Here is a 24,479-nt window from a genome sequence, read left to right as displayed (position 1 = left end):
GCCGTGTGCCGGCTGGAGCGCTTCGGCGTCCAGGGTCCGAACAGTGACATCCCAGGAAGGCGACATGAACCCACTCACGAGTCCCGTCGAGCCGGAGGCCGGCATGAGGATCTCGCAGCGCGCCCGGGCCGTCGCCCCCTTCTACGCGATGGAGTTCGGCAAGCACGCCGCGGCACTGGAGGCCCAGGGGCACCACGTCGTCAAACTCAGCCTGGGCGAACCCGACTTCGGCGCGCCCCCGGCCGTCCTCGGCGCGATGCGAGAGGCCATGGACGGACGGCCGATGGCCTACACCGCGGCACTCGGACTGCCCTCCCTGCGCCAGGCGATCGCGCGCTTCTACGAGGAGCAGCACGGCGTCGAGGTCGACGCCTCCCGGGTCGTCGTGACCGCCGGTGCCTCGGCCGCCCTGGTGCTCGCCACGGCAGCCCTCGTCGACCCGGGCGACGAGGTGCTGATAGGCGACCCGTCCTACCCGTGCAACCGGCAGATCGTCGAGAGCTTCGGCGCCCGCGTCACCCTCGTCCCCACCACCGCGGCCTCGCGATACCAGCTGGACTCGGCATCCGTGCGGTCGCACTGGACGGACCGCACCCGCGGCATCATGATCGCCACTCCGTCCAACCCGACCGGTACCTCCGTCCCGGCCGACGAGCTCGCCGCGATCTGCGACCTGGCGCGGGAACGCGACGCATGGCGCATCGTGGACGAGATCTACCTCAACCTCAGCGACCACGACGAGCACGGTCGGCCGCCGCGCAGCGCGCTGTCCTTCGACCCCGACGCCGTCGTGATCAACAGCTTCTCGAAGTACTTCGGGATGACCGGCTGGCGGCTCGGCTGGTGCGTGGTCCCCGAGCCCCTCGTACCGGCGATGGAGCGCCTCGCCCAGAACTACTTCCTCTGCGCCTCCGCTCCCGCCCAGCACGCCGCCCTGACCTGCTTCACCCCCGAGTCGCTCGCGGTCTGCGAGGCGCGCCGCGCCGAGTTCGCCGAGCGGCGCGCCCTCGTCCTCGAAGGCCTCGCGGCGATCGGACTGCCCGTCCCCGTGCCGCCCGACGGCGCGTTCTACGTCTACTTCGACGTCAGCGGCACCGGACTCACCTCCTGGCAGTTCTGCGAACGCGCGCTCCAGGAGGCCCACGTCGCCCTCACCCCCGGCCGCGACTTCGGCATCGGCACGGCGGACACGCACGTCCGCCTCTCCTACGCGGCCTCGACGGACGACCTGCGGGAGGGGATCACCCGGCTCGGCACCTTCATGGCCAAGCTGTGCCGACTCCCGCCCGGCTAGCGCGCCGCCGTGGTCTCCAGCAGCCGGCGGGCCATCGTGCGTGCGGGTACGTCGGTATGCCGCGCGACGCGATGGAAGGTGTCCTGGGCGGGGCGGGCCGGCCAGGCGGGGGGAAGGTGGCGGGCGGGGAGTCTGGGGTCCGCGCGGATGGTGTCCAGCCATTCGCTGACCAGCCGCAGCCGCGTACCGATCGGGTCCTCGCCGGAGCCCCCGACCAGGTGGGCGGTCCAGCGCTTGTCGAAGGTGACGTACCGGGCGGCGATGCTCTCCAGGTCCCAGGTGTCGCGGACCATCAGCTCGATGTCGGTGGCCTGGTCGGCCCGGGCGTGGAAGATCTTGACGTGGTCGGTCAGACCCAGCTCGGCGACGACATCGCAGACGTCGACCTGTCCGGGGGCGATCCACAGCCCGCTGTACAGCGCGCCGAACCCGGACCAGGTGAGCCGTGAGCGCAGGTCGTGGCGCTGGCGCTTCCAGGAGTCGGGGAGGGAGAAGCCCAGCAGCGTCCAGGTGCCGTCCCAGTCGTCGTTGACGGCGCCCTGGGTCCAGATGCGGACGCGTCCGTCCTCCAGGACCCGGGTCGCCTGCGGGGTGAGGCCGAAGTACATCTTGCGGCCGTCTCGTTGGCGCCGCAGCAGGCCCCGGTTGACCATCCGGGTCAGCGTGGACCGTACGGCCTGCTCACCGACCCCGACGCGGCCGAGGACGTCGATGATGCTGCCGGAGTAGACGCACAGGTCCCCCTCGTCCAGGACATGGTTGCCGAAAAAGGCGAGCATGAGCGACTGCGGTCGCGGCTGCGGGCTCTCCAGGCCGTCACCGTCCGGGATGTCGTCCCGGATGTCGCTGTCCGAGGTGTCCAGGATGTCGTCGTCCTCCATTCGGCAAGCGTACGGCCGCCCACCGGACCCGCGGCGGGCGGCCGTGCCGCGTCACCGGCCGTCGGCGGGGTGCGCGAGGTCGTAGGGCCGCAGGTACGGGGTGGGGCGGTAGGTGACGTAGCGCGCCGGGGTGGTCGGATCGGCCGCGGCGGCGCGGGAGTTGAGGGAGGTGGGGTCGGTTCCCCGCCAGGTGCCGGTGTCCAGTCGGTCCTCCAGGGTGCGCAGGGCGGCGAGGTGCTCGGCGGGGCTGAAGGTGCAGTGGCCGGTGTTGTCGACGTACGCCTGACGCAGCAGGGGTGCCGAACCGGTGGCGGTGACCGCCCGGCGCAGGGCGCTCTCGGTCTGCACCGGGACGAGGGCGTCGCCGGTGGTGTGGACGCTGAACTGCGGTTTGGTCAGCCGGCCGGTGAAGGAGCTGGTGCGGCTGAGCCACCCGACGGCGGCCGGGTCGGCGCTGATGCGCGGAGCGCGGTTCAGGGTGGCGAGGTCGCCGCGCAGGGAGAGACCGGCCTTCTTGTACAGCTCGGTGACCTCCTTGCGCACGGACGACCGGCCGAGCAGTTTCGCGTAGTCGACGCCCGTGTTCCAGGACATGTTGCCGCCCGCCCGGACCTCGGCCTCCTGCCGCCAGTTGAAGGCGGCGGTCTTCAGCAGGCCCTTGACCGCTCCGTACTGGTTGATCTGCTGCGCGTCCCAGTCGTCGGGGTCCGGCCGGGGCTGCGTCGGCTGGTTCCAGACCGGGATGTTGTGCAGGGCGGCGGCCAGCGCGATCCGGGCCCGTCCGGCGGCCGTGGACTGCGCGGAGTCGACCGCGCTCGTCAGGGTGTCGGCCGCGGCCGAGGCGGCCGCCTGATCGGGCAGCCCGGTCAGGGGGATGCCGGAGCCGGGGGCGAGCAGTGTCTTGAGCGCGAAGACGGGGTCGAGGGTGTTGTTCCAGTTGGCGACGCCGCCGTGGACCAGACCGCAGGTGGAGACGGAGCCGTCGATCCGGTCCGGGTGCCGCTCGGCGATGGCGGTGGTGACCAGTCCGCCGTACGACCGGCCCCAGGCGATGGTGCGACGGGCCGCCCCGAAGCGGTCGGTGAAGGCGGAGAGCGTGGCGAGCTGGTCGGGGACCGCGTCCGTCACCGCCCAGCCGGTGGTGGCGTACGAGGAGCCGATGAGCGCGTAGCCCCGCCCGAGCAGCAGCGCCTTCGTCGCGTCCTCGGGGGCGTCCTGGGCGGGGTTGGGCGCGCCGGCCGGGGTGTAGCCGTGGCTGAACAGCAGGACCGTACCGTTCCAGTCGGCCGGAACGTCCATCACGTACGTGGCGCCCGACGGGAGCCGGCCCTCGACATGGCTCGGGGGTGCCGTGGCCGCCGCCGCGGAGGTGGGCAGGGCGGTGACGGCGAGCAGCAGGGCCGCCGCGCAGGCGGTGCGCCGGGCGGCGCGGACACGGCTGCGGGTGGGGGCGGACGTGCGGGTGGGGCTCGTCATGCGGAAATCTCCTGCGAGTGGGGGGCGGTGGGACTCTCGGAGGTGCCGGTGAGGGAGGTGCGGCTGGTCTCGCGTACGAAGCAGACGGTCAGCGCGGTGATGAGCGAGCCCCCGCACACCAGCAGCGCGACGGGGGTGCCGTTGCCGCTCCCGGCGACCAGGCTCCCGGCGATCATGGGGGAGAAGCCGGCGCCGATCAGGGTGGCGCTCTGGTAGCCGAGAGAGGCGCCGGTATAGCGGACCCGGGTGCCGAACATCTCGCTGAGCAGCGCGCCCAGCGGGCCGTACATCGTGGACTGGGCGATGCCGTGGCCGAGGACGACGGCGAGGATCAGCAGCCCGGGGGACTTCGAGTCGACCAGCGCGAGCACGGGGAAGGCGAGCGCGGCGGAGACGAGGGCCCCGGCGAGGACGACGGGACGGCGGCCGACCCGGTCGGAGAGCGCGGAGGCGCAGGGCAGCACGACGAGGGCGACACAGGCGGACACGGTGAGCGCGGTGAGCACCTGCGGGCGGGCGTAGCCGATGCCGGTGGCGTACGCGATCAGGTAACTGGTCAGCAGGGACTGGGCGGTGAACGCGCCGATGCCGACGCAACAGGCGAGGAGCACGGGGCGAGGTTGGCGCAGCACGTCGAGGACCGGCAGCCGTGACTCGGCACGGTCCTGCTTCACCTCGGCGAACAGCGGGCTCTCCACTACCTTGAGCCGGACGAAGAGCCCCACGCCGAGCAGCACCACGCTCAGCAGGAAGGGCACACGCCAACCCCAGGCCGCGAACTCGTCCTTGGGCAGGGCGACGACGAACGTCACGACGGCGGTGGACAGCAGGGAGCCGAGCGGTGCTCCCATCTGCGTGAAGCTGGACCACAGTCCGCGCCGCCGATCCCCGGCGTGCTCGACGACCATCAGCGTGGCACCGCCCCACTCACCGCCGATGGCGACGCCCTGCACGACACGCAGGGTGATCAGCAGGACCGGTGCCCACACACCGATCGTGTCGTACGTGGGCAGCAGACCGATGAGGAAACTGGCGCCGCCCATCAGACCCATGGTCAGCAGCAGCATGGACTTGCGGCCCAGCCGGTCGCCGAAGTGACCGAAGAGGACGCCGCCGAGCGGTCGGGCGACATAGCCGGCGGCGAAGGTGCCGAACGCCGCGATGGTGCCCACGGCGGGGTCGGCGCCGGGGAAGAACAGTTCGCCGAAGACGAGGGCGGCGACGGTGCCGTAGACGAGGAAGTCGTAGAACTCCACGGCGGTGCCGAGCAGTCCGGACAGGGCCACGCGGCGCAGCTGCCGGGTTCGTTCGCGGTTCGGGGGCGGGGATGCGAGGGGGGACGGGGGCATCACGGTCTCCCTTGACCGGGGGAAGGACACCGCGAAATTAGGCTCTTCGATGACTGCCGTCAAGAAAATGCACAACATTGGCTTGTTCGGCCTGGCCGTGGCCACGCGGGTGCAGACGGGGTACTCCACGGTGCGGACTTCAGTACGGCCACTCAGGTCGCGGCGGGCGACGGGCGGGATCGTGGGAGGCCGATGACGATCCGAGGAGACCTGAGTCGACACAGACACCCCAGGCGGCGGTCCTCGGCGTGTATCACCGCTTCACCGGCCGCCTCCACCACCGCCCCGGCCACAACGGCGCCCGACCACGGGTCCGCGGGCCGGCTCCGGCTCAGGCCTCCTGCAGCACCGGGGCGGGGCGTTCGCCCGAGCCGCGGACGATCAGCCGGGTCGGTACGGTGACGGTGCCGGCGCGGGAGCGGTCGCCGTCCAGGCGGGCCAGTGCGGTGGTCGCCGCGGCCCTGCCGATCTCATCGGGGTCCTGCGCGACGACGGTCAGGGCCGGTTCGAGCGCCTCGGCGAGCGCCACGTCGTCGAAGGCGACCACGGCGACGTCCTTGCGCCCGCTGCGGGCGAGTTCGGTGACTATCCCCAGCGCGACGATGTTGTTGCCGGCGAACAGGGCGGTCGGGGGATCCGGCAGCGCCAGCAGCTGGGACGTGGCGGCCGAAGCACCGTGCTGGTCATGGGCGTTGGTGACCAGGGAGCGGTCGTACGGCAGACCGGCCTCCTGGAGGGCCGTCCGATAGCCGGCCAGACGCTCGCGCCGGGTGTAGAGCCGGGTGGGCAGGTCACCGATGAACCCGACGCGCCGGTGCCCGTGGGCGATCAGGTGGGCGACACCCTCGTGGGCGCCCGCCCGGTTGGAGCTGACGACGCTGTCCGTGGCCAGGCTCGCTCCCGGACGGTCGATGAAGACGACGGGCAGCCCCCCGGCGCGGTGCGTCTTGAGGTGCGCGTGGTCGGCGCCGACGGACGGCACGACCATGAGGATGCTGATGCGCCGGGCCAGGAACTTGTCCGTCAGGGCGCGTTCCCGTTCGGGGTCGTCCGCGGAGGATCCCATCAGCAGGGTCAGACCGCGGTCGCGGACCGTGTCCTCGATGCTGCTGGCCACGGCGCCGAAGAACGGGTTGCCCAGGTCGGGGATGACCAGCCCCACGGTGGTGTCGGGCCCCCCGACGCGGATGTTGCGGGCCATCAGGTTCGGCTGGAACCCCAGCTTGGCCACGGCGGCGAGAACCTGTTCCCTGGTCCGGGGCGACGCGGGTCCGTCGTCGTTGAGGACGCGGGAGACGGTCTTGGCGCTGACGCCCACTTCTCGGGCCACGTCTGCCAGGGTCGGGCGGCGGTTCGCTGCCATGGAGGAAACGGTCTCCTGTGCTCGTCGGTTCCGGCCGCGGCCTCGGCCGGAACCTGGGAGTGCTGCGTTCGTCGTCAGTTGGCCTGGACTCCGGCGGCCTTCGCCGCCTCGGAATCCGCTACGACAGTATCTCCGGCCGCGTCGACCGTGAGTGCGCCGGTCATGATGGCCACGACCTCCGCCATGGAGTAGTCCGAGGGCTTGATCACGGCGGCGCGCCGGCCCAGCCGGTGCACATGGATCCGGTCGGCGATCTCGAAGACATGCGGCATGTTGTGGCTGATCAGGACGACCGGCATGCCCTTGTCCCGGACCCGGCGGATCAGGTCGAGGACCTGACCGGACTCCTTCACCCCGAGGGCGGCGGTGGGTTCGTCCATGACGACCACGCTGCGGGCCCAGGCCACGGAACGCGCGACCGCGACGGCCTGCCGCTGTCCGCCGGAGAGCGTCTCGACCGACTGCGTCAGCGAGCGCAGCCCGATCTTCAGGTCGGCCATGTGCTCGGCGGCCTCCTGACGCATGCGCTTCTTGTCCAGCATGCGCAAGACACTGCCGAGGACACCGGGGCGGCGCAGTTCGCGCCCGAGGAACATGTTCGAGGCGATGTCCATGGAGGCGGCCACGGCGAGGTCCTGATAGACCGTCTCGATGCCGTGGGCGCGTGCGCTCTGCGGACCGGAGAAGGTGATGGGCTCGCCGTTCAGCCGGATCTCGCCCGCGTCCGGCACCACCGCGCCGGTGAGGGCCTTGATCAGGCTGGTCTTGCCGGCGCCGTTGTCTCCGATGACGGCGAGCACCTCGCCGGGCAGCAGGTCGAAGTCGGCGCCGTCGATGGCGGTGACATGTCCGTAGCGCTTGACCAGACCGCGGGCCTGCAGCACGGGGGTGGGGGAGGAGGGGGCGGTCATCGTGCCTTCTTCCGGGAGATCTGGTCGACGGTCACCGCGAGGATCACCAGGACACCGGTGATCAGGGTCTGGTAGATGGAGGCGACGCCCATCAGCTGCAGGCCGTTGCGGAAGACACCGACGATGAGGACGCCGATGAAGGTGCCCAGGACCGATCCGCGGCCGCCGAAGAGGCTGGTGCCGCCGAGGACCACGGCGGTGATGCTGTCGAGGTTGTCGGTCTGGCCCGCCTGCGGGTCGCCGACTCCGGTGCGGGAGATGAGCAGCAGGGCGGCGATGCCGTAGAGCAGGCCGGCCACCGTGTAGATGCCGATGGTCAGCCGGGAGGTGCGGATGCCGTTGAGGCGGGCCGCTTCCTGGCTGTTGCCCAGCGCGTAGACGTGCCGGCCCCAGCCGGTGTTGCTCAGCGCGTAGGCGAGCAGCAGGAACAGGGCGACGGTGACCAGGGAGCCGTAGGTGATGTCGGTGTGGCCGAGCGGGAAGGTCTGCCCCAGCGCCGTCAGCGGGCCGGGCAGGTTGGTGACCGTCTGCTCCTCGGAGTAGATGTGGGTCAGCGCGAACGCCACGTTGAGCATGCCGAGGGTCACGATGAACGGCGGCAGCGGGATCTTCTGCACCAACAGCCCGTTGAGCAGCCCGAATCCGCCGCAGACGACCAGGCCCAGCGCGATGGCGAGAAGCGGGGGCACGGAGCCTTCGGCGGCCATCTTCGCGATCACGATGCTGCCGAACGCCATCACGGCACCGCACGACAGGTCGATGCCGGCCGTGAGGATGATCAAGGTCTGGCCGATGGCGAGGGTGCCGACGACCATGACCTGCTGCACGATCAGCGAGAAGTTGCCGCCGGTGAGGAACTGGTCGGAGGAGAAGGAGAAGAAGACACAGGCCAGGATGAGTGCGGCCAGCGGGCCGGTGGTCGGTGCCGTGAGCAGTCTGCGGGCCGTGGTCGGTGCCTTGAGCTCCGCGTACGGTGAGGAAGTGCTCGGGGGCGTGGACGTGGCGGTCATGCGAAGTCCTTGTCGGGAGACAGAAGCCCTTGTCGCCAGGACAAAGGGAGCGGGGGGCGGCCGTCCCGGTCGGGGAGGTGCTGGGGCGGCCGCCCCGCTCGGGGGGAATGCGGCGAACGTACGGTCCTCGGGGCCGGCTGAGGGGTCCTCTTAGCCCCAGCAGTTGTCCAGGCCGTAGGCGGTGTCCTTGGACGCGACTCCGTCCTGCGCCTTGTCGGAGATCAGGGTGACGCCCGTGTCGGTGTAACCGGACGCCTTCTTGCCGCCCTTGGCGTACGTCACGACGGCCTTGACGCCCTCGGCGGCCATCTTCAGCGGGTACTGCTGGGAGGTGGCGGCGATCTTGCCGTCCTTGACCGCCTGGGTGCCGGTGCAGCCGCCGTCCACGGAGACGATCAGTACGTCCTTCTCGCGGCCCTTGGCCTTGAGGGCGGTGTAGGCGCCCAGGGCGGCCGGCTCGTTGATCGTGTAGACGACGTTGATGCCGGGCGCCTTCTGCAGGCAGTTCTCCATCGCGGTCTGGCCCTTGGACTGGTCGCCGCCGGTGTCCTGGGCGCAGACGACGTCCTTGTCCGTGGCGCCGAAGCCCTTCAGGAAACCGTTGTGCCGCTGGACGCCGACGGAGACGCCGGGCGCGAGGTCGAGGGCGGCTATCTTGGCCGACTTGCCCTTCATGGCGGCCTTGGCGTACTCGCCGATCAGCTCGCCGGCCTTGAGGTTGTCGGTGGCGAAGAGGGCGTCGACCGCGCTCTGCGGCTCGGTCGGCGTGTCCAGGGCGATGACCAGGACACCCTTGGCCTTCGCCTTCTCGATCGCGGGCACGATCGCCTTGGAGTCGCTCGGGGTGATCAGGATGCCCTTCACACCGGCGGCGACCATGTTCTCGATCGCCGTGACCTGACCGGCGTTGTCACCGTCGAACTTGCCGGCCGCGGTCATGAGCTTGACCCCCTCGGCCTTCGCGGACTTCTCCGCGCCCTCCTTCATCTTCACGAAGAACGGGTTGGTGTCGGTCTTGGTGATCAGGCCGACCTTGACCTCGCCCGAACCAGTGCTGGAGGAACCCGATCCGGAGCCGGAACCGCAGGCCGTCAGGGTGAGGGCCGCGATACCCGTACAGGCGGCGGCTCGGAGGAGGGAGGAGGGCAGACGAGGGGTGCGAGACATGAAACGACTCCTGCGGGATCACGAGCGGCGCGGCCGGCATCGGAGGATGCCGTCCCGAGGTGTCATCGTTGACTTATGTCATCGTTGACACTGCATGGCGAGGATGATGGACTCCGTCTCCCGGAAACGTCAATGCCCTTCACCCGTCACAAATCGGCAACGCTCCCGGCCCCCGCCCACCCGTAGCTCGCCGCACGTGACCCCACCACGTGCCCGGCAGGCCCGTACGCCCGTCAGAGATGAGCAGCCCATGAGACCGCGTCAGATCACCGTGCTGGGGGAGTGCGTCGCGGACGCGTTCGCCGAACCAGCGAGCGCCTCCAACGAACTCGCCCTGCGCGTCCTGCCCGGCGGCGGACCCGCGAACACGGCGGTGGCCCTGGCCCGGCTGGGCACCCCGGCCCGCTTCCTCGCACGCCTGTCCGGCGATGTGTTCGGCCGCCTGTTCCGCGCCCACCTGGAGGCGTCGGGCGTCGACCTCTCGAACGCCGTCACAGCCACGGAACCCAGCACGCTGGCCGTGGCGGAACTGGACGCCCAGGGGCAGGCCGCGTTCTCCTTCCACGCCGACAGCACCGCCGACTGGCAGTGGACGGCCGGGGAACTGGCCCGTGTCGACCTGACCGGGACCGCCTGCGTGCACACCGGATCACTGGCCCTGGTCCGGGACCCGGGCGCGGCCGTGGTGGAGGACTTCCTGGCGGCGGCCGCCTCCCGGGCCACCGTCAGTATCGACCCGAATGTCCGGCCACTGCTGGTGCGTCCCGAGGTCTACCGCGCCCGGCTGGCCCACTGGTGCGAGCTCGCCGACGTGCTCCGGCTGAGCGAGGACGACCTCGAACTGCTGCTGCCCGGCACTCCGCCCGAGCAGGCCTGCGACCTCTGGCACGCGGCCGGCGCGCGTCTCGTCGTGATCACTCGCGGCGCCGGCGGCGCCCTGGCCTCGCTCGACGGCGAGCGGGTCCACGTGCCGGCCGTACCGACGAGCGTCGCCGACACCGTCGGGGCGGGCGACTCCTTCACTGCCGGGCTGCTGCACCACCTCGACACCCGCGGACTCCTCGGCGGCCGGCTGACGGACGTCCGCCTCGACGACGTCGCGCAGGCCTGCGCGTTCGCCGCCCGGGTCGCCGCCCTGACCTGCTCGGTCCCCGGCCCCAACCCGCCGTGGCAGAGCCAGTTGGCGCCGCTCACGACGACCGATCACGCCTGAGGGGCAGGCGTCCCGCAACCGCCGATCCCGGCCGAACCGTTGACGCGTCGGCCGAGTTGCGTCCATCATCGGGCAACTCGATGTCAACGATGACACCTCTGGTCGGCGGCGGGGACGTCGTCGCGGACCAGGGCGTAATGTCCGGACCGGCCATCGCAGGCTCTGCCGCGTGGACGGCCGCAGCACAGGAGACGCCATGAGCTCTGGACGTGTACCCCGGCCTGCCCGCGTGCGGATGATCGCGGCGGTGGCAACCGTATGCGCCCTGTCCGCTGCCCCGCTCGCCCCTCAGGTCGCCGCGGCCGACACCGCGCCGTACTCCGAGACCTATCGTCCCCAGTTCCACTTCACGCCGGAGAAGAACTGGATGAACGACCCCAACGGCCTCGTGTACTACAAGGGCGAATACCACCTCTTCTACCAGTACAACCCCAATGGCAACTCCTGGGGCGACATGTCCTGGGGCCACGCCGTGAGCACGGACCTCGTCCACTGGCAGCAACTGCCGCTCGCCCTGTCGCACGACGACAAGGAGATGGTCTTCTCCGGCAGCGCCGTCGTCGACGAGAACAACACCACCGGTTTCGGCACCAGGGAGAACCCGCCCATGGTGGCGATCTACACCAGCCACGACAAATCCACCGGCATCCAGTCGCAGTCCCTCGCCTACAGCACCGACCGCGGCCGCACCTGGACCAAGTACCAGGGCAATCCCGTCATCGACATCGGTTCCCGGGACTTCCGCGACCCCAAGGTCCAGTGGTACGCGCCGACACGGAGCTGGCTGATGACGGTGTCGCTGTCGACCGAGCACAAGGTCCGGTTCTACTCCTCCAAGAACCTCAAGGACTGGACGCAGCTCAGCGAGTTCGGCCCGGCCGGCGCGACGGGCGGTGTGTGGGAGTGCCCCGACCTGTTCCCCCTCGCCGTCGACGGGGACACGAACAACATCAAGTGGGTCCTGGTCGTCAACATCAACCCCGGTGGCATAGCGGGCGGTTCGGCGGCCCAGTACTTCGTCGGCGACTTCGACGGCAAGACGTTCACCGCACAGGACAAGGGCGCCTACACCCCGCCCGTCGGCACGATCACGCAGGACTTCGAGGGCACCGACTTCGGTTCGTGGACGGCGACGGGCACGGCGTTCGGCCCGGGACCGGCGGCCGGGACGCTCGACGGGCAGCAGACCGTCGCCGGCTTCGACGGCAAGGGCCTCGCCAACAGCTTCCACTCCGGGGACGGCACCACCGGCACCCTCACCTCGCCCTCCTTCACCGTCGGCAGCCCCTACCTGAACTTCAAGGTCGGAGGCGGCCGGCACCCGCACCAGCCCGGGAAGGTCCTCGCCGACTTCGAGGGCGGCACCTACGGAGACTGGACGACGACCGGCGACGCCTTCGGCCCGGCACCGGCCACCGGCACCCTCCCCGGCCAGCAGCAGATCACCGGTTTCCAGGGCAGCGGCCTGGTCAACACCTTCCTGAACGGCGACGCCTCCACCGGCACCCTCACCTCGCCCGAATTCACCATCGACAAGCGCTACGTCAACTTCCTCATCGGCGGCGGCGACCACCCCGCAGGCTCCGCCGACCCCACCGCCGTCGAACTCCTCGTCGACGGCCAGGCCGTGCGCAGCGCCACCGGAAAGGACGCCGAGGCACTCGACTGGGCTTCCTGGGACGTCAGTGACCTCGCCGGCAAGAAGGCCCGGATCAGGATCGTCGACGGCAACACCGGCGGCTGGGGCCACATCAACGCCGACCAGATCACGCTGTCCGACACCCAGACCCGGCCCGGCTCCCAGGAGACGTCCGTCAATCTGATCGTCGACGGCCAGGTCGTCCGCAGCGCCACCGGCTCCGACAGCGAGATGCTGGACTGGGCCTCCTTCAATATGCGCCCCTACCTCGGCAAGAAGGCGCAGATCCAGCTCGTCGACATGAACACCGGCGGCTGGGGCCACATCCTCGCCGACCGGTTCACCACCGCCGACGCCCCCGCCCTCTCCGTCCTGCAGCGCGCCGACTGGGCCGACTACGGCAAGGACTACTACGCGGCGGTGTCCTGGGAGAACGCCCCGGGCGGCAAGCGGTACATGGTCGGCTGGATGAACAACTGGGACTACGGCGGCGCCATCCCCACCTCCCCCTGGCGGGGGGCACAGAGCATTCCCCGGGAGATGGCCCTGCGTACGATCGACGGCCGGATCCGGCTGACCAGCAAGCCGGTGGACAGCGTGGCGTCCCTGCGACAGGGCGACCCGGCCTCCGCGGCCGGCATCACCGTCAAGAACACCTCCCAGCCCCTCATCGGCCCGGCGGCCGACGGCGGCGCGCTCGACGTCGAGGCGACGTTCTCCCTCAAGGACGCCGAGCGTTTCGGCCTGAAGGTGCGCACCGGCGCGGGCGGTGAGGAGACCGTCATCGGCTACGACACCACGACCCAGGAGCTGTACGTCGACCGCACCCACTCCGGCACCGTGGACTTCAACAGCACCTTCCCCGGCATCCAGACCGCACCTCTGAAGGCGGCAAACGGCAAGATCAAACTGCGCGTCCTGGTCGACTGGTCGTCCGTCGAGGTCTTCGGCGGCAGCGGCGAAGCCGTGATCACCGACCAGATCTTCCCCGACCCCGCCGGCCAGGGAGTCCAGGTCTTCGCCGAGAACGGCTCGGTGAAGCTGGACAAGGCCACCGTCTGGCACCTCCACTCCACCCACGACTGACGCCACGGCCACCCACCACAACAGCCATGACACAAGGACAGGACACCGTGAACAAGACCCTGCTCGCCGAGTTCACCGCCCGCGAGGGAGCGGAGGACGAGGTCGCCCGCCTCATCCTGGAGTACGCCCGGAAGGTGCGCGAGGAAGAGGGCAACCTGGCCTTCGACGTCTACACCAAGGCCGCCGCCCCCCGCGCCTTCTGGATCTTCGAGGTCTACCGGGACGACGACGCCTTCCAGGCCCACATCAAGGCTCCGTACGGCGCGCCGTTCAACGCGGCCCTCTCCCCGCTCATCGAGGAGGACGCGTCCGTCCTGACGTTCCTCGACCCGGTCACCTGAAGGCGGGCCCTCGCCGGTGCGGTGCCCAGACGGACGAGGGCGGCGGTGCCGGGCGGGGGAGGGACACGGTGAAGTGTCCGTCGGCCGCGTTCCGACGAGGGCCTTCCACGGCCGGCCGTGGAAGGCCCTCGGGCGTGCCGGCCCAGACCTCGGACCCCTGGGAGGCGCAGGCCACGGGGTTCGATGCGTCTCCCTTCTGGGAGACGGAGAGTTGTCGTCGCGGGCGCTCCCAGTGCTCCTGTCTCTCTGACTGGTCCCCCGGACATCAGGGCGCACCCGACCGGCCCGGACCGGCGCAGGCATCCCCGTGATGGTGCGCGGAGTATTGACATCCGCTTGCGGAGGACAGAGCATCCCGCCTGCAAGCATCGTATTGAATCGATTCAATCCCCGCTCCGGTTTCTCCGGAAGGAACCGCCATGAAGCCCGTCTCCCGCCGCTCCGTCCTGCGCTCCGCCATAGCCGTCGCCCTCGCGCCCACCCTCGGCCCTGTCCTTCTGCCGGGACTCGCCCCCGCCGCGTCCGCCGCCGTCTCCTGGACCGCGAAGTGGATCTGGGCGCCGTCCAGCACCACGAACCAGTGGGTGGCCTTCCGCAGGTCTTTCACCCTGGGCTCCGCGCCGTCGAAGGCGGTGACGCAGATCGCGGCGGACTCGAAGTACTGGCTGTGGGTGAACGGCACCCTCGTCGTCTTCGACGGGCAGCTCAAGCGCGGCCCCAACCGCACCGGCACCTACTACGACGAGATCGACCTCGCCCCGTACCTCACGAGCGGCCGCAACACCGTGGCGCTGCTGGTGTGGTACTTCGGCAAGCAGGGCTTCTCGCACAGCAGCAGCGGCAAGGGCGGTCTGCTGTTCCAGTCCGACATCACCACCGGTTCCACCACCACAAGGGTGGTCAGCGACACCAGCTGGAAGCACACCGTCCACCCGGGCTACTCCAACAACACCAGCGGCACGCAGGTCAACTTCCGCCTGCCCGAGTCGAACGTCTACTACGACGCCCGCAACGCCACCGCCATGACCGCGTGGGAGTCGGCCGGCTTCGACGACAGCGCCTGGAGCGCCCCCACCGACTTCGGACCCGCCGGTGCCGCACCCTGGAACGATCTCGTCCAGCGGCCGGTCCCACAGTTCAGGTACTCGGGCCTGAAGTCGTACGGCAACGCGTCGTCGCTGCCGTCCACGGGACAGGGCGCCACCGCCATCACGGCCACCTTGCCCTCGAACCTCCAGGTCACCCCGTATCTGAAGGTGGACGCTCCGGCCGGCGCGGTGATCGGCATGCAGACCGACCACTACGCCGACGGCGACGGCCTGACCGGCCTCACGCCAGGGGCGGAGAACAACGTGCGCGCCACCTACGTCTGCGCGGGCGGTGTCCAGGAGTTCGAAGCGCTGGCCTGGATGAGCGGCACGGCGGTGAAGTACACGATCCCCGCAGGCGTCACCATCCTGGGCCTGAAGTACCGGGAGTCCGGCTACGACACCGACTTCGCCGGCTCGTTCAGCAGCAGCGACGCCTTCCTGGACACCCTGTGGGGCAAGGCCGCCCGCACCATGTACGTCAACATGCGCGACAACTACATGGACTGCCCCACCCGCGAGCGCGCCCAGTGGTGGGGCGACGTGGTCAACCAGCTCAAGGAGGGCTTCTACACCTTCGACACCCGCTCCCACGCCCTCGGCGCCAAGGCCATCGCCCAGCTGACCGCCTGGCAGAAGCCCGGCGGCGTGCTCTACTCGCCGGTCCCGTCCACCATCTGGACCGCCGAACTGCCCGTCCAGATGCTCGCCTCGGTGTGGGCCTTCGGCACGTACCACCTCTACACGGGCAACTCCGACGCCGTCTCCGGCACCTACCCGGCGGTGAAGGCGTACCTGAACCTGTGGAGCCTGGACTCGGCCGGGCTGGTCAGCCACCGCGCCGGGGACTGGGACTGGGAGGACTGGGGCAGCAACATCGACGCCCGCGTCCTGGACAACTGCTGGTACTACCTGGCCCTCGGCACGGCCATCACCCTCGCCGGTCTCAGCGGCAACAGCGGCGACGTCGCCTCCTGGCAGGCCAAGCGCGACAGCATCAAGGCCAACTTCGACAGTGTTCTGTGGAACACCTCCAGGAACGAGTACCGCTCACCCGGCTACAACGGCGACACCGACGACCGCGCCAACGGCCTCGCCGTCGTCGCCGGCCTCGCGCCCGCCTCCCGCTACCGGGCGATCACCGAGGTGCTGCGCACCCACCTCAACGCCAGCCCCTACATGGAGTTCTACGTCCTGGAAGCGCTCTACCTGATGGGAGCGGCCACCGTCGCCGAGGAGCGGATGCGCAACCGCTACGCCGCCCAGGTCGCCGATCCCGCCTGCTACACCCTGTGGGAGATCTGGGACAAGTCGGGCGGAACCGACAACCACGCCTGGAACGGCGGCCCCCTGTACACGCTGTCCGCCTACGCCGCCGGCATTCGTCCCACCAAGCCCGGCTGGGAGACGTACGACGTCGTCCCGCAGACCGGCACCCTCACCAAGATCAACACGGTCACTCCGACCGTCAAGGGCGACATCCGCTTCGGCATCACCCGCGACGGCGACCAGGTCACCCTGACGCTCACCTCGCCGAGTGCGACGACCGCGCGCGTGGGTGTCCCGACGTACCGCGGCTCCGCACCGGTCATCAAGGCCAACGGAACCACCGTCTTCACCGGCGGCGCCTCCACCGGCAGCGTCTCCGGCCTCGGCTACGCGAGCAAGGACTCGTCCTACGTCTACTTCACCCTCCAGCCCGGCAGCTGGACCTTCACCGTCACCGGCGCCGGCCGCCTCGACAACCTCGCCCTCGGCCGACCCGTCACCAGCAACAACAGTCTCGAGAACAGCAACTGGGGCCGCGACCGGCTCACCGACGGCAAGCTCACCAGCGTGACCGGTGCCAAGGGCTACACCAGCAACGACTTCCCCTCCGCCGATGTCAGCGCGAACCCCGTCTGGGTGGAGATCGACCTCGGCGCCGACACCGACCTCGACGCCGTACGCCTCTTCCCCCGCACCGACACCCCGGCGGCCGGCGGCGGCACGGCGGGCTTCCCCGTCGACTTCACGATCCAGACCCGGCCCGACGGAGCCGGCACCTACACCACCGTCCGCACGGTCACCGCCGAGCCCAACCCGGGCGGGCTCGTGCAGACGTACGGCTTCAGAACCACGACCGCCCGCTATGTACGCCTGCAGGCCACCAGACTCGGCACGCCCGCCTCCGACGAGACCACCAAGTACCGGCTCCAGCTCGCCGAACTCACCGTCCCCACCGCCGCGACCACCGTCACCGCCAACTACACCCTGGAGAACGGCGACTGGGGCAAGACCCGGTTCCTGGACGGCACTCTCACCAGCGTGACCGGCAGCAGGGGGTTCACCAGCATCGACTTCCCCTCCGCCGACGTCAGTGCCACACCCGTGTGGATCGAGATCGACCTCGGCGCCGACCGGGCCGTCGGTTCCGTGACCCTCCAGCCCCGCACCGACACCGCAGCGGCCGGCGGTGGCTCGGCGGGCTTCCCGGCCGACTTCACGATCCGGACCCGCGCCGAGGGGGCCACCTCCTACACCACCGTCCGCACGGTCACCGGCCAGGCCAACCCGGCCGGAGCCGCCCAGACCTACAGCCTCACCGGCGCGACCGGCCGCTACCTGCGCATCAACGCCACCAGGCTCGGAGCACCCGCCTCCGACGAGACGACCAAGTACCGCCTGCAACTCGCCGAGATCCGCATCCGCTGACCACGCGCAGGACGGCCGGGGCGGAGGATGCCCGCCCCGGCCGTCACCGTAGCGGGCGAGTCCGTTCCACCTGTCTCACGTACCGTGGCTTCGCATGAACGACGCCGAGATCGAGATCACCGCGCAGCTCGTGCACGACCTTCTCAAGGACCAGCATCCGGACCTCGCGGGTCTGCCCATGAGCGAGGTGGCGGGCGGCTGGGGCAACCAGATGTGGCGCCTCGGGGACGAGTTGGCCGTGCGTATGCCGCGCACCGAAGGTGCCCCGGATCTCCTGCGCAAGGAGTGCCGGTGGCTGCCCGTCCTGGCCCCGCGTCTCCCGCTCCCGGTTCCGACGCCTGTGCGGATCGGCGAACCGTCCGCGCGCTTCCCGAGGCCGTGGAGCATCATGACGTGGGTTCGCGGCGAGCCACTCGACCACACCTCGATCAGTCGCGGCGAGCACGCGGCCGACACTCTGGCGGGCTTCCTCAGGGCGCTCCATGTGGAGGCGCCCGCCGAGGCGCCGGCCAGTTCGGACCGCGGCGCTCACCCCAAGAACTGCACGGGCGGCTTCGAGAATTTCTTGCAAGCCATTGCCCCCGGCGGCCTTGCCGCCGACGTCCGGGCCGTCCGGGACATCTGGGACGACGCCGTCATGGCCCCCGAGTGGGAGGGCCCGCCGGTATGGCTGCACGGTGACCTCCACCCCGCGAATGTCGTCGTCTCGGACGGGACGCTCTCGGGCGTGATCGATTTCGACGCCATGTTCGCCGGCGATCCGGCGTGGGACCTCGCGGCCGCGTGGGTGCTGCTTCCCGCGGGCGCGGGCTCCCGGTTCTTCGAGGCGTACGCGCACGCCGACGAGGCGACGATCCGGCGCGCCCGCGGGCTGGCCGCCATGAAGAGCCTCTTCCTCATCCTCATGGGCCAGAACGGGGAGCGGGGCCTTCCTGGCGGCAAGCCGGCATGGGGACCCGCGGGCCGGGCGGCGCTCGACCGTGTTCTGACCTGCGGCGTGGGCCGGCCCACGCCCGCGTAGGCCCCACTCACTGGTTCAGCGCGCCCTCACCCAGCCCGGCCTCCAGGTCCCGGCGGCGTCGTGGCCGGCTGTCGCGGCGGCGAGGTGGGAGCGGAGGGCGGCCAGCGCCGGGTGCGGGTTGTCGCGGTGCCAGAGGAGCGAGTGCGGGTAGACGGGCGTCGGGTCGGTCACCGGTATCCGGCGCAGGCCGTGGCCCGCGGGCCAGACCAGGCGGGTCTGCCCGCCCATGAGGGTGGCCAGCGCCGGGGTGTCGGCGATGGTGTCCAGGAGCGCGTCGGAGCCGAAGTTGGGACCGGTCGCCTCGATGGTGAGGCCGAACTCGGCGACGAGGTCGTCGTAGTAGGCGGCCCACTCGGTGCCGGGGACGATGCCGGGCATCCAGATCCGGTGCCCGGCGAGCTGAGCGACGGTCACCGACCGGGCCCCAGCCAGCGCGTGGGCGGGGCCGGTGAGGAGTTGAAGCGTCTCGTCGAGCACCCGGACGGACTCGATGTCCTCGGGGAGGGGCCGGCCGGGCATGGCGACGGCGCGGAAGGACGCGTCGATCGCACCGGACCGGATGGCGGCGACGGCCGTCTCGACGTCGAACAGCATCACCACGTCGAGGTCGATCTCGGGGTGTGCCTGGTGGAAGCCGCGCATCAGGCCCGACGGCGCGACCCGGGAAGCGATCACGTCGACGCGCAGCGGACGGCGGCCGGTGCGCACGGATGCGACCGCCCGCTCGGAGACGCGCAGCAGCTCGCGCGCGTGGGGCAGGAACGCCTGCCCGTCGATGGTCGGTTCGGCGCCGCGCGGCGTGCGGGTGAACAGCCGCACGCCCAGGTCGCCCTCCAGCGCGGCGATGCGCTTGGAGACAGCCTGCTGGGTGATCGACAGGTCGGCGGCGGCCCTCAGGAACTGGCCCGCTTCCGCGACGGCGACAAAGGTACGTACGGCTTCGAGATCCACGTCGAGCCACCCTAGTGAACAACGGATGGTTGTTGACAGCGGGCAGATCAGTTGTTTGACCTGCCGTTGTGCCGCCCGCTTAGCTCTCCCGGGTCAACGCCGGTTTGTTCGAGTGGGTCGCCCAAGGGGAGTGCGCTGAGCATGGTGGGCAGGAGACCGCTGGGCCGGCGGTTCGGCTGGTTGTGGGCGGCCTACGCGGTGAGCGCGTACGGGTCCGGGCTGGGGTTCGGGGCACTGCCGCTGATCGCCGTACTGCTGTTGCGGGCCGGCCCCGCCGAGGTGTCCGCGCTGTCCGCGGTGGGGCCCGCGGTGGGCGCGCTGATCGCGGCGCCGCTCGCGCCGTGGGTGGAGTTCCGGCGCAAGCGCCCGGTCATGATCGCAATGGACCTGACCCGGTTCGCGGCCATGGCGACGATCCCGCTCGCCTACGCCTTCGGCCGGCTCGGGTTCGTCCAGTTGCTCGTGATCTCGGCCGTGGTCGCGGCAGCCAAGATCGCCTTCAACGCGGCGAGCGGCGCCTACCTCAAGGCCCTCGTCCGGCCGGACGACCTGCTCGTGGCCAACGCGCGGTTCGAGTCCACGAACTGGAGCTCCATCGCGGTCGGGCCACCATTGGGCGGGGCGGCGATCGGTCTGTTCGGGCCGGTCACCACCGTGGTGGCCGACGCGCTCAGCTACCTGCTCTCCGCGCTGGGCATCACCGCGATCCGCGACCGGGAAGAAGTGCCGCACCCCACCGGCAAGAGCCCGGCCCGGGCGGGCGCACTGCTTGACGGCTGGCGGCACATCATGGGGCATCCCGGCTTGCGGGCGCTCTACCTCAACCAAATGCTCGTCGCCGGTCTGATCATGGCCACCGAGCCGCTGCTGGCCGTACTCCTGCTTCGCCGACTGGGTTTCCCACCGTGGCAGTACGGCCTCGCCTTCGCCGCCCCCTGCCTCGGCGGACTCATCGGCTCCCGGCTGGCCCCACGCGTCGTGGCCCGCTACGGCCGACACCGGGTCTTCCGGACCGTCGGCACCCTGCGCGCCGTCTGGCTGATCGGTCTGGCCTTCGTCCGTCCCGGCGTCGTCGGGCTCGTCACCGTGATCGCCGTCGAGCTGGCGATCATCATCAACATGAGCCTGTACACCCCGGTGCTCGCCACCTACCGGCTCGAGCGCACCCCCAGGCATCTCGTCGCCCGCACCCTGACGGCCTGGTCGATCGGCCAGCAGGCGTCCATCGCCGTCCTCACCGCACTCGCCGGGCTGCTCGCCGACGCCACCGGCCCACGCACCGCTCTCGCGGTCGCAGGGCTGCTCATCCTGGCCACCCCGCTCCTGCTTCCCCGCAGCGACCACACCTCGCAGCCCGAGCCGGAACCGTTCCGTAGCCACTCATGACGCACCGCGCCCACCGCTGAAGCCCGCGGCACGCGACCCGCCGCGGCTCGTGCCCCGGTCCTGAGGGCCGCCGCCCGTCACCTCTCCGCCACGGGGCGGAAGGGGAGGGCGTCGGTGGTGCGCAGGTGTTCTCTCAGCCACTGTTCGGTGTTGCTCACGTGGAGCAGTGCCGCGGACTGGCTGAGAAGGGCGTCACGGGTGGAGAGGGCGTTGAAGATCGCCTCGTGCTCGGCGAGGGTCCTGCCCGCGGCCTGGGAGTCGACCAGGCCGCGCCAGATGCGGGCACGCAGCGTACGGCCGGAGATGCCCTCCAGAAGGGTGAGGAGCGTCTCGTTGCCCGTGGCCGAGATGACCGCGCGGTGGAAGGCGGCGTCATGGGCGTTGAGCTGTTCGACGTCCTCGCGGGCCTCCCGCATCGCGTCCAAGTGCCGTTTCACCTCCGCCAATTGCTCGTCGGAGATCCGGGTCGCGGCCAGCGCCGTGGCGATCGGTTCGAGGAGCTTGCGTACTTCCATGAGGTCCTGCAGGGCGGCCGAGTCGCCCTGCAGGAGCTCCACCGCACCGCCCAGCCCCTCAAGGAGCAGGCTCGGCTGCAGGCTGGTCACATAGGTGCCGTCGCCCCGCCGCACCTCCAGGACCCGCGCGACGGCCAGCGCCTTGACCGCTTCACGGGCGAGGTTGCGGGACAGACCCAGCTGGACTGCCAGGTCCGGTTCCGGCGGGAGCTTGGAACCGGGCGGCAGCGCACCGGTCCGGATCAGCTCACGGATCTGCTCGATGGCCCTGTCCGTCAGAGACAACGCGACTCCCTCCCCCCGGCGTGCCTCTCGGGCACGTCCGACCTGATCAGACCCTGAGCGCGGAGATCGTCCCAGAGACCGTCGGGGATGTGCTGAGCGTGGAGTTCCACGTTTCGTACGACCTGTTCCGGATTCCGCATACCGAGGGTGACATTGATGATAGTGGGATGCGTGTACGGGAAGGCGATCGCGGCCGCGGGCAGGGTGGTCCCGTGCGCGGCGCAGACGTCGGCGATCGCCCGGGCACGGTCCACCAGGGCCGCCGGGGCGTCCTGGTAGTCGTACTTCATGCCCTCGGCGGGCCGGTCGCGGGAGAGCAGTCCGGAATTGAACACGCCCACGGCCACCACGCTCTTGTCGTGCTCCCGCGCGGCGGGCAGCACGTCGTCCAGCGCCGACTGGTCCAGGAGCGTGTAGCGCCCGGCCAGCATCACCACGTCGGCGGCGGTCTCGCGCAGGAAGCGGGCGAGCATCGCCGACTGGTTCATACCGGCCCCGATCGCCCCGATCACCCCCTGGTCGCGCAGCTCCGCCAGGGCCGGCATGGCCTCCTCGGCCGCCTTCCTCCAGTGGTCGTCGGGATCGTGCAGATAGACGACGTCCAGGCGGTCCAGGCCGGTGCGCCGCAGGGTCGCCTCGATGGAGCGGAGCACTCCGTCGCGGCTGAAGTCCCACTGCCTGCGCAGGTCGTCCCGCACCACAAAGCCCTCGGTGTCGACGCCGCTGGGCCGCTCGTTGGGGACGAGCAGGCGGCCGACCTTGGAGGAGACGACGTACTCCCCGCGTGGACGGTTCCGCAGGGCGGCTCCCAGACGGCGTTCGGAGAGGCCGAGCCCGTAGTGGGGCGCCGTGTCGAAGTACCGGATGCCGGCGTCCCAGGCAGCGTCGACGGCGGCCGAGGCCTGCTCCGCCGGAGTCACGCGGTAGAGGTTGCCGATGACCGAGGCGCCGAAGCCCAGGTCGGTCAGTTCGACGGGAGTGCTGGTGATCTTCCGGTGTCGCAATCTGTGCTCCTTGAGGGATGCGCCGGCGGTGGCGGGTACGGCCGGTGGGTCAGCGGCTGACCGCCGCGGAGGCGCCCGCCATGAGTGCCTCCACCTCGGCGAGGGTGGCCATGGAGACGTCCCCTGGGGTGGTCATGACGAGGGCGCCGTGGGCGGTGCCGTAGGCGAGGGCGCGTTCCAGACCGGCGCCGGTGAGCAGGCCGTGGATCAGGCCGGCGGCGAAGCCGTCGCCGGACCCGACGCGGTCCAGGACGTGCAGACCGGGCATCCGGGGACCGGTGACGTAACCGGTCCCGGGCGACCAGGCCGCCGAGCTCCAGTCGTTCACGGCGGCCGAGGGCACCTCGCGCAAGCTCGTCGCCAGTACCTTCACGTCCGGCAACAGGGAGGCGACCACGGTGAGCGCGTCGGGAACCTCGTCGCCCGTCAGACGGGTGGCTCCGGGATGCGTGCCCACGAGACCCAGCGCGCCAACGACCACGTCGGCGTGCCGGGCCAGCCGCAGGTCGACCTCACGCGCCCGGTCGGCGCCGCCCCGGCCGGCCCAGAGGCTGGGGCGGTAGTTGGGGTCGTAGGAGACGGTGACGCCGTGGCGGCGGGCCGCTGCCATGGCCTCGTCGGCGACGTCGACGGTGGTGTCGGACAGGCCGGCGAAGATGCCTCCGGTGTGGAACCAGCGCACCCCGGCCCCGAAGACCGCGTCCCAGTCCACGTCACCCTTGCGCAGCTGGGACACGGCGGTGTGGGCGCGGTCGCTGACACCGAGCGCGCCGCGGATGCCGTAGCCGCGTTCGACGAAGTTGAGGCCGTTGCGGGCGGTACGGCCGATGCCGTCGTCGGGAACCCAGCGGAGCAACGAGGTGTCGACCCCGCCCTGGAGGATCAGGTCCTCGACGAGCCGGCCCACCGCGTTGTCGGCGAGGGCGGTCACCACGGCCGTCCGCAGCCCGAAGCAGCGTCGCAGTCCGCGCACGACGTTGTACTCGCCGCCGCCCTCCCAGACCTGGAAGGAGCGGGCGGTACGGATCCTGCCCTCGCCCGGGTCGAAGCGGAGCATCACCTCGCCCAGGGCCACCACGTCGGTCACGGCGCGCTCCGTTCCACCGCGTCCGCGGTCAGCCGGCGGATCTCCTCGTAATCGCCGTTCGCGAGGTGGGCGGGGGTGGCCATCCAGCTGCCGCCGACGGCGAGGACCGCCGGGTCGCCGAGGTAGGCGGACAGGCGGTAGGCGTCGATCCCGCCGGTCGGCACAAAACGCGCCCCCGGGAAGGGGGCCGAGAGCGCGCGCAGCGTCCGCAGTCCGCCGAGGGGCTCGGCGGGGAACAGCTTGACGGTGTCGAGACCGGCCCGCAGGGCGCGCATCAGCTCGGTCGCCGTGGCGACACCGGGCACCACGGGCACTTCCAGCTCACGGCACCTGGCGACGACCTCCTCGTCGAAGCCGGGGGAGACGACGAAGCGGGCTCCGGCCGCCACGGCCCGCTCCGCCTGCTCGGCGGTGAGCACGGTGCCCGCGCCGACGGCCAGGCCGCCGTGCGCGGCCATCGTCTTGAGCACCTGCTCGGCGCCCGGGGTGCGGAAGGTGACCTCGGCGCACCGGGCGCCGCCCGCCACGAGCGCTTCGGCGAGCGACCCGGCCGTGGCCGGGTCGGGCACCGTCAGCACCGGCAGCACGCGTGCCCCGCCCAGGACGAGCCCCAGATCGGCGGTCATCTGCCGAGCCATCCGCCGTCGACGGGGAGGAGGACGCCGTGGATGTAGGCGGCGGCGTCGGAGGCGAGGAAGACGGTGGCGCCGGCGAGGTC

General features: G+C 71.0%; 19 protein-coding genes and 1 pseudogene. 7 read left to right on the top strand and 13 right to left on the bottom strand.

The window, feature by feature from the left end:
- Positions 1-64: 64 nt before the first annotated feature.
- A complete protein-coding gene (locus tag IG99_RS35845; RefSeq protein ID WP_051866294.1) occupies positions 65-1,294 on the top strand; it encodes a pyridoxal phosphate-dependent aminotransferase in 1,230 nt (409 codons plus the stop codon).
- Here the strand turns inward: IG99_RS35845 and IG99_RS35840 are convergent.
- The 7 genes from IG99_RS35840 to IG99_RS35810 all read right to left on the bottom strand — a co-directional run bounded on the left by IG99_RS35840 (position 1,291) and on the right by IG99_RS35810 (position 9,451).
- The gene (locus IG99_RS35840; protein WP_051866293.1) at positions 1,291-2,175 is read right to left on the bottom strand and encodes a PaaX family transcriptional regulator; all 885 of its coding nucleotides are present in this window, start codon (positions 2,173-2,175) and stop codon (positions 1,291-1,293) included. The genes IG99_RS35845 and IG99_RS35840 overlap by 4 nt on opposite strands.
- 51 nt (positions 2,176-2,226) lie before the next feature.
- Positions 2,227-3,651 (bottom strand): alpha/beta hydrolase family protein, encoded by a 1,425-nt coding sequence (locus tag IG99_RS35835; protein WP_037681746.1) that lies wholly within the window; start codon positions 3,649-3,651, stop codon positions 2,227-2,229.
- Positions 3,648-5,000, bottom strand: coding sequence for an MFS transporter (locus IG99_RS35830; protein ID WP_037681743.1), 1,353 nt, complete (start codon positions 4,998-5,000; stop codon positions 3,648-3,650). The genes IG99_RS35835 and IG99_RS35830 overlap by 4 nt, the downstream gene beginning before the upstream one ends.
- A gap of 331 nt (positions 5,001-5,331) precedes the next feature.
- Entirely contained in the window at positions 5,332-6,363 is a 1,032-nt protein-coding gene (locus IG99_RS35825) for a LacI family DNA-binding transcriptional regulator (RefSeq protein WP_037681740.1), read from the bottom strand.
- Between the two features lie 74 nt (positions 6,364-6,437).
- A complete protein-coding gene (locus tag IG99_RS35820; RefSeq protein ID WP_037681737.1) occupies positions 6,438-7,274 on the bottom strand; it encodes an ATP-binding cassette domain-containing protein in 837 nt (278 codons plus the stop codon).
- Entirely contained in the window at positions 7,271-8,284 is a 1,014-nt protein-coding gene (locus IG99_RS35815; protein WP_037681735.1) for an ABC transporter permease, read from the bottom strand. The genes IG99_RS35820 and IG99_RS35815 overlap by 4 nt, the downstream gene beginning before the upstream one ends.
- Positions 8,285-8,434: 150 nt before the next feature.
- Positions 8,435-9,451, bottom strand: coding sequence for a sugar ABC transporter substrate-binding protein (locus tag IG99_RS35810; protein ID WP_037681732.1), 1,017 nt, complete (start codon positions 9,449-9,451; stop codon positions 8,435-8,437).
- 250 nt (positions 9,452-9,701) lie between these two features.
- Between IG99_RS35810 and IG99_RS35805 the strand changes: the two genes are divergently transcribed.
- The 5 genes from IG99_RS35805 (at position 9,702) to IG99_RS35785 (ending at position 18,533) form a co-directional block, all read left to right on the top strand.
- The gene (locus tag IG99_RS35805) at positions 9,702-10,664 is read left to right on the top strand and encodes a carbohydrate kinase family protein (protein WP_037681729.1); all 963 of its coding nucleotides are present in this window, start codon (positions 9,702-9,704) and stop codon (positions 10,662-10,664) included.
- Positions 10,665-10,860: 196 nt separating this feature from the next.
- Positions 10,861-13,389, top strand: coding sequence for a glycoside hydrolase family 32 protein (locus tag IG99_RS35800; RefSeq protein WP_037681727.1), 2,529 nt, complete (start codon positions 10,861-10,863; stop codon positions 13,387-13,389).
- A 47-nt stretch (positions 13,390-13,436) separates the two neighbouring features.
- The gene (locus IG99_RS35795; RefSeq protein WP_037681725.1) at positions 13,437-13,730 is read left to right on the top strand and encodes a putative quinol monooxygenase; all 294 of its coding nucleotides are present in this window, start codon (positions 13,437-13,439) and stop codon (positions 13,728-13,730) included.
- Positions 13,731-14,149: 419 nt separating this feature from the next.
- Entirely contained in the window at positions 14,150-17,512 is a 3,363-nt protein-coding gene (locus tag IG99_RS35790; protein WP_267882590.1) for an alpha-L-rhamnosidase-related protein, read from the top strand.
- 94 nt (positions 17,513-17,606) lie between these two features.
- Complete coding sequence (locus IG99_RS35785; RefSeq protein ID WP_037681723.1) at positions 17,607-18,533, top strand: aminoglycoside phosphotransferase family protein; 927 nt, start codon at positions 17,607-17,609, stop codon at positions 18,531-18,533.
- Positions 18,534-18,548: 15 nt separating this feature from the next.
- Here the strand turns inward: IG99_RS35785 and IG99_RS35780 are convergent, their stop codons facing one another.
- On the bottom strand, positions 18,549-19,484 hold the full coding sequence (locus IG99_RS35780) for a LysR family transcriptional regulator (protein ID WP_037681722.1): 936 nt from the start codon (positions 19,482-19,484) through the stop codon (positions 18,549-18,551).
- Positions 19,485-19,625: 141 nt separating this feature from the next.
- On the opposite strand from IG99_RS35780, the gene IG99_RS35775 reads away from it, so the two are divergent.
- Positions 19,626-20,870: an MFS transporter gene (locus tag IG99_RS35775; RefSeq protein WP_037681721.1), complete on the top strand. Its 1,245-nt coding sequence runs from the start codon at positions 19,626-19,628 to the stop codon at positions 20,868-20,870.
- A 77-nt stretch (positions 20,871-20,947) separates the two neighbouring features.
- Here IG99_RS35775 and IG99_RS35770 read toward each other — a convergent pair whose 3' ends face one another.
- The 5 genes and pseudogenes from IG99_RS35770 to IG99_RS48150 all read right to left on the bottom strand — a co-directional run.
- Complete coding sequence (locus IG99_RS35770; RefSeq protein ID WP_037681718.1) at positions 20,948-21,670, bottom strand: FadR/GntR family transcriptional regulator; 723 nt, start codon at positions 21,668-21,670, stop codon at positions 20,948-20,950.
- Positions 21,661-22,674 carry an aldo/keto reductase gene (locus IG99_RS35765; RefSeq protein ID WP_037681717.1) on the bottom strand — a complete coding sequence of 338 codons (1,014 nt, stop codon included), beginning with the start codon at positions 22,672-22,674 and terminating at the stop codon, positions 21,661-21,663. The genes IG99_RS35770 and IG99_RS35765 overlap by 10 nt, the downstream gene beginning before the upstream one ends.
- A gap of 49 nt (positions 22,675-22,723) precedes the next feature.
- On the bottom strand, positions 22,724-23,761 hold the full coding sequence (locus IG99_RS35760; protein WP_037681715.1) for a sugar kinase: 1,038 nt from the start codon (positions 23,759-23,761) through the stop codon (positions 22,724-22,726).
- Positions 23,758-24,387, bottom strand: coding sequence for a bifunctional 4-hydroxy-2-oxoglutarate aldolase/2-dehydro-3-deoxy-phosphogluconate aldolase (locus IG99_RS35755; protein ID WP_037681712.1), 630 nt, complete (start codon positions 24,385-24,387; stop codon positions 23,758-23,760). Before IG99_RS35755 ends, IG99_RS35760 begins: the two co-directional genes overlap by 4 nt.
- Positions 24,384-24,479, bottom strand: a pseudogene (locus tag IG99_RS48150) (2-deoxy-D-gluconate 3-dehydrogenase); the annotation flags it as partial. The pseudogene IG99_RS48150 and the gene IG99_RS35755, both read right to left, overlap by 4 nt.

Source organism: Streptomyces griseus subsp. griseus (assembly GCF_000720255.1).
GTDB classification, from domain to species: domain Bacteria; phylum Actinomycetota; class Actinomycetes; order Streptomycetales; family Streptomycetaceae; genus Streptomyces; species Streptomyces griseus_I.
The sequence above is the reverse complement of the archived record's forward strand: the minus strand, read 5'-3'. Positions and strand labels throughout refer to the sequence as shown.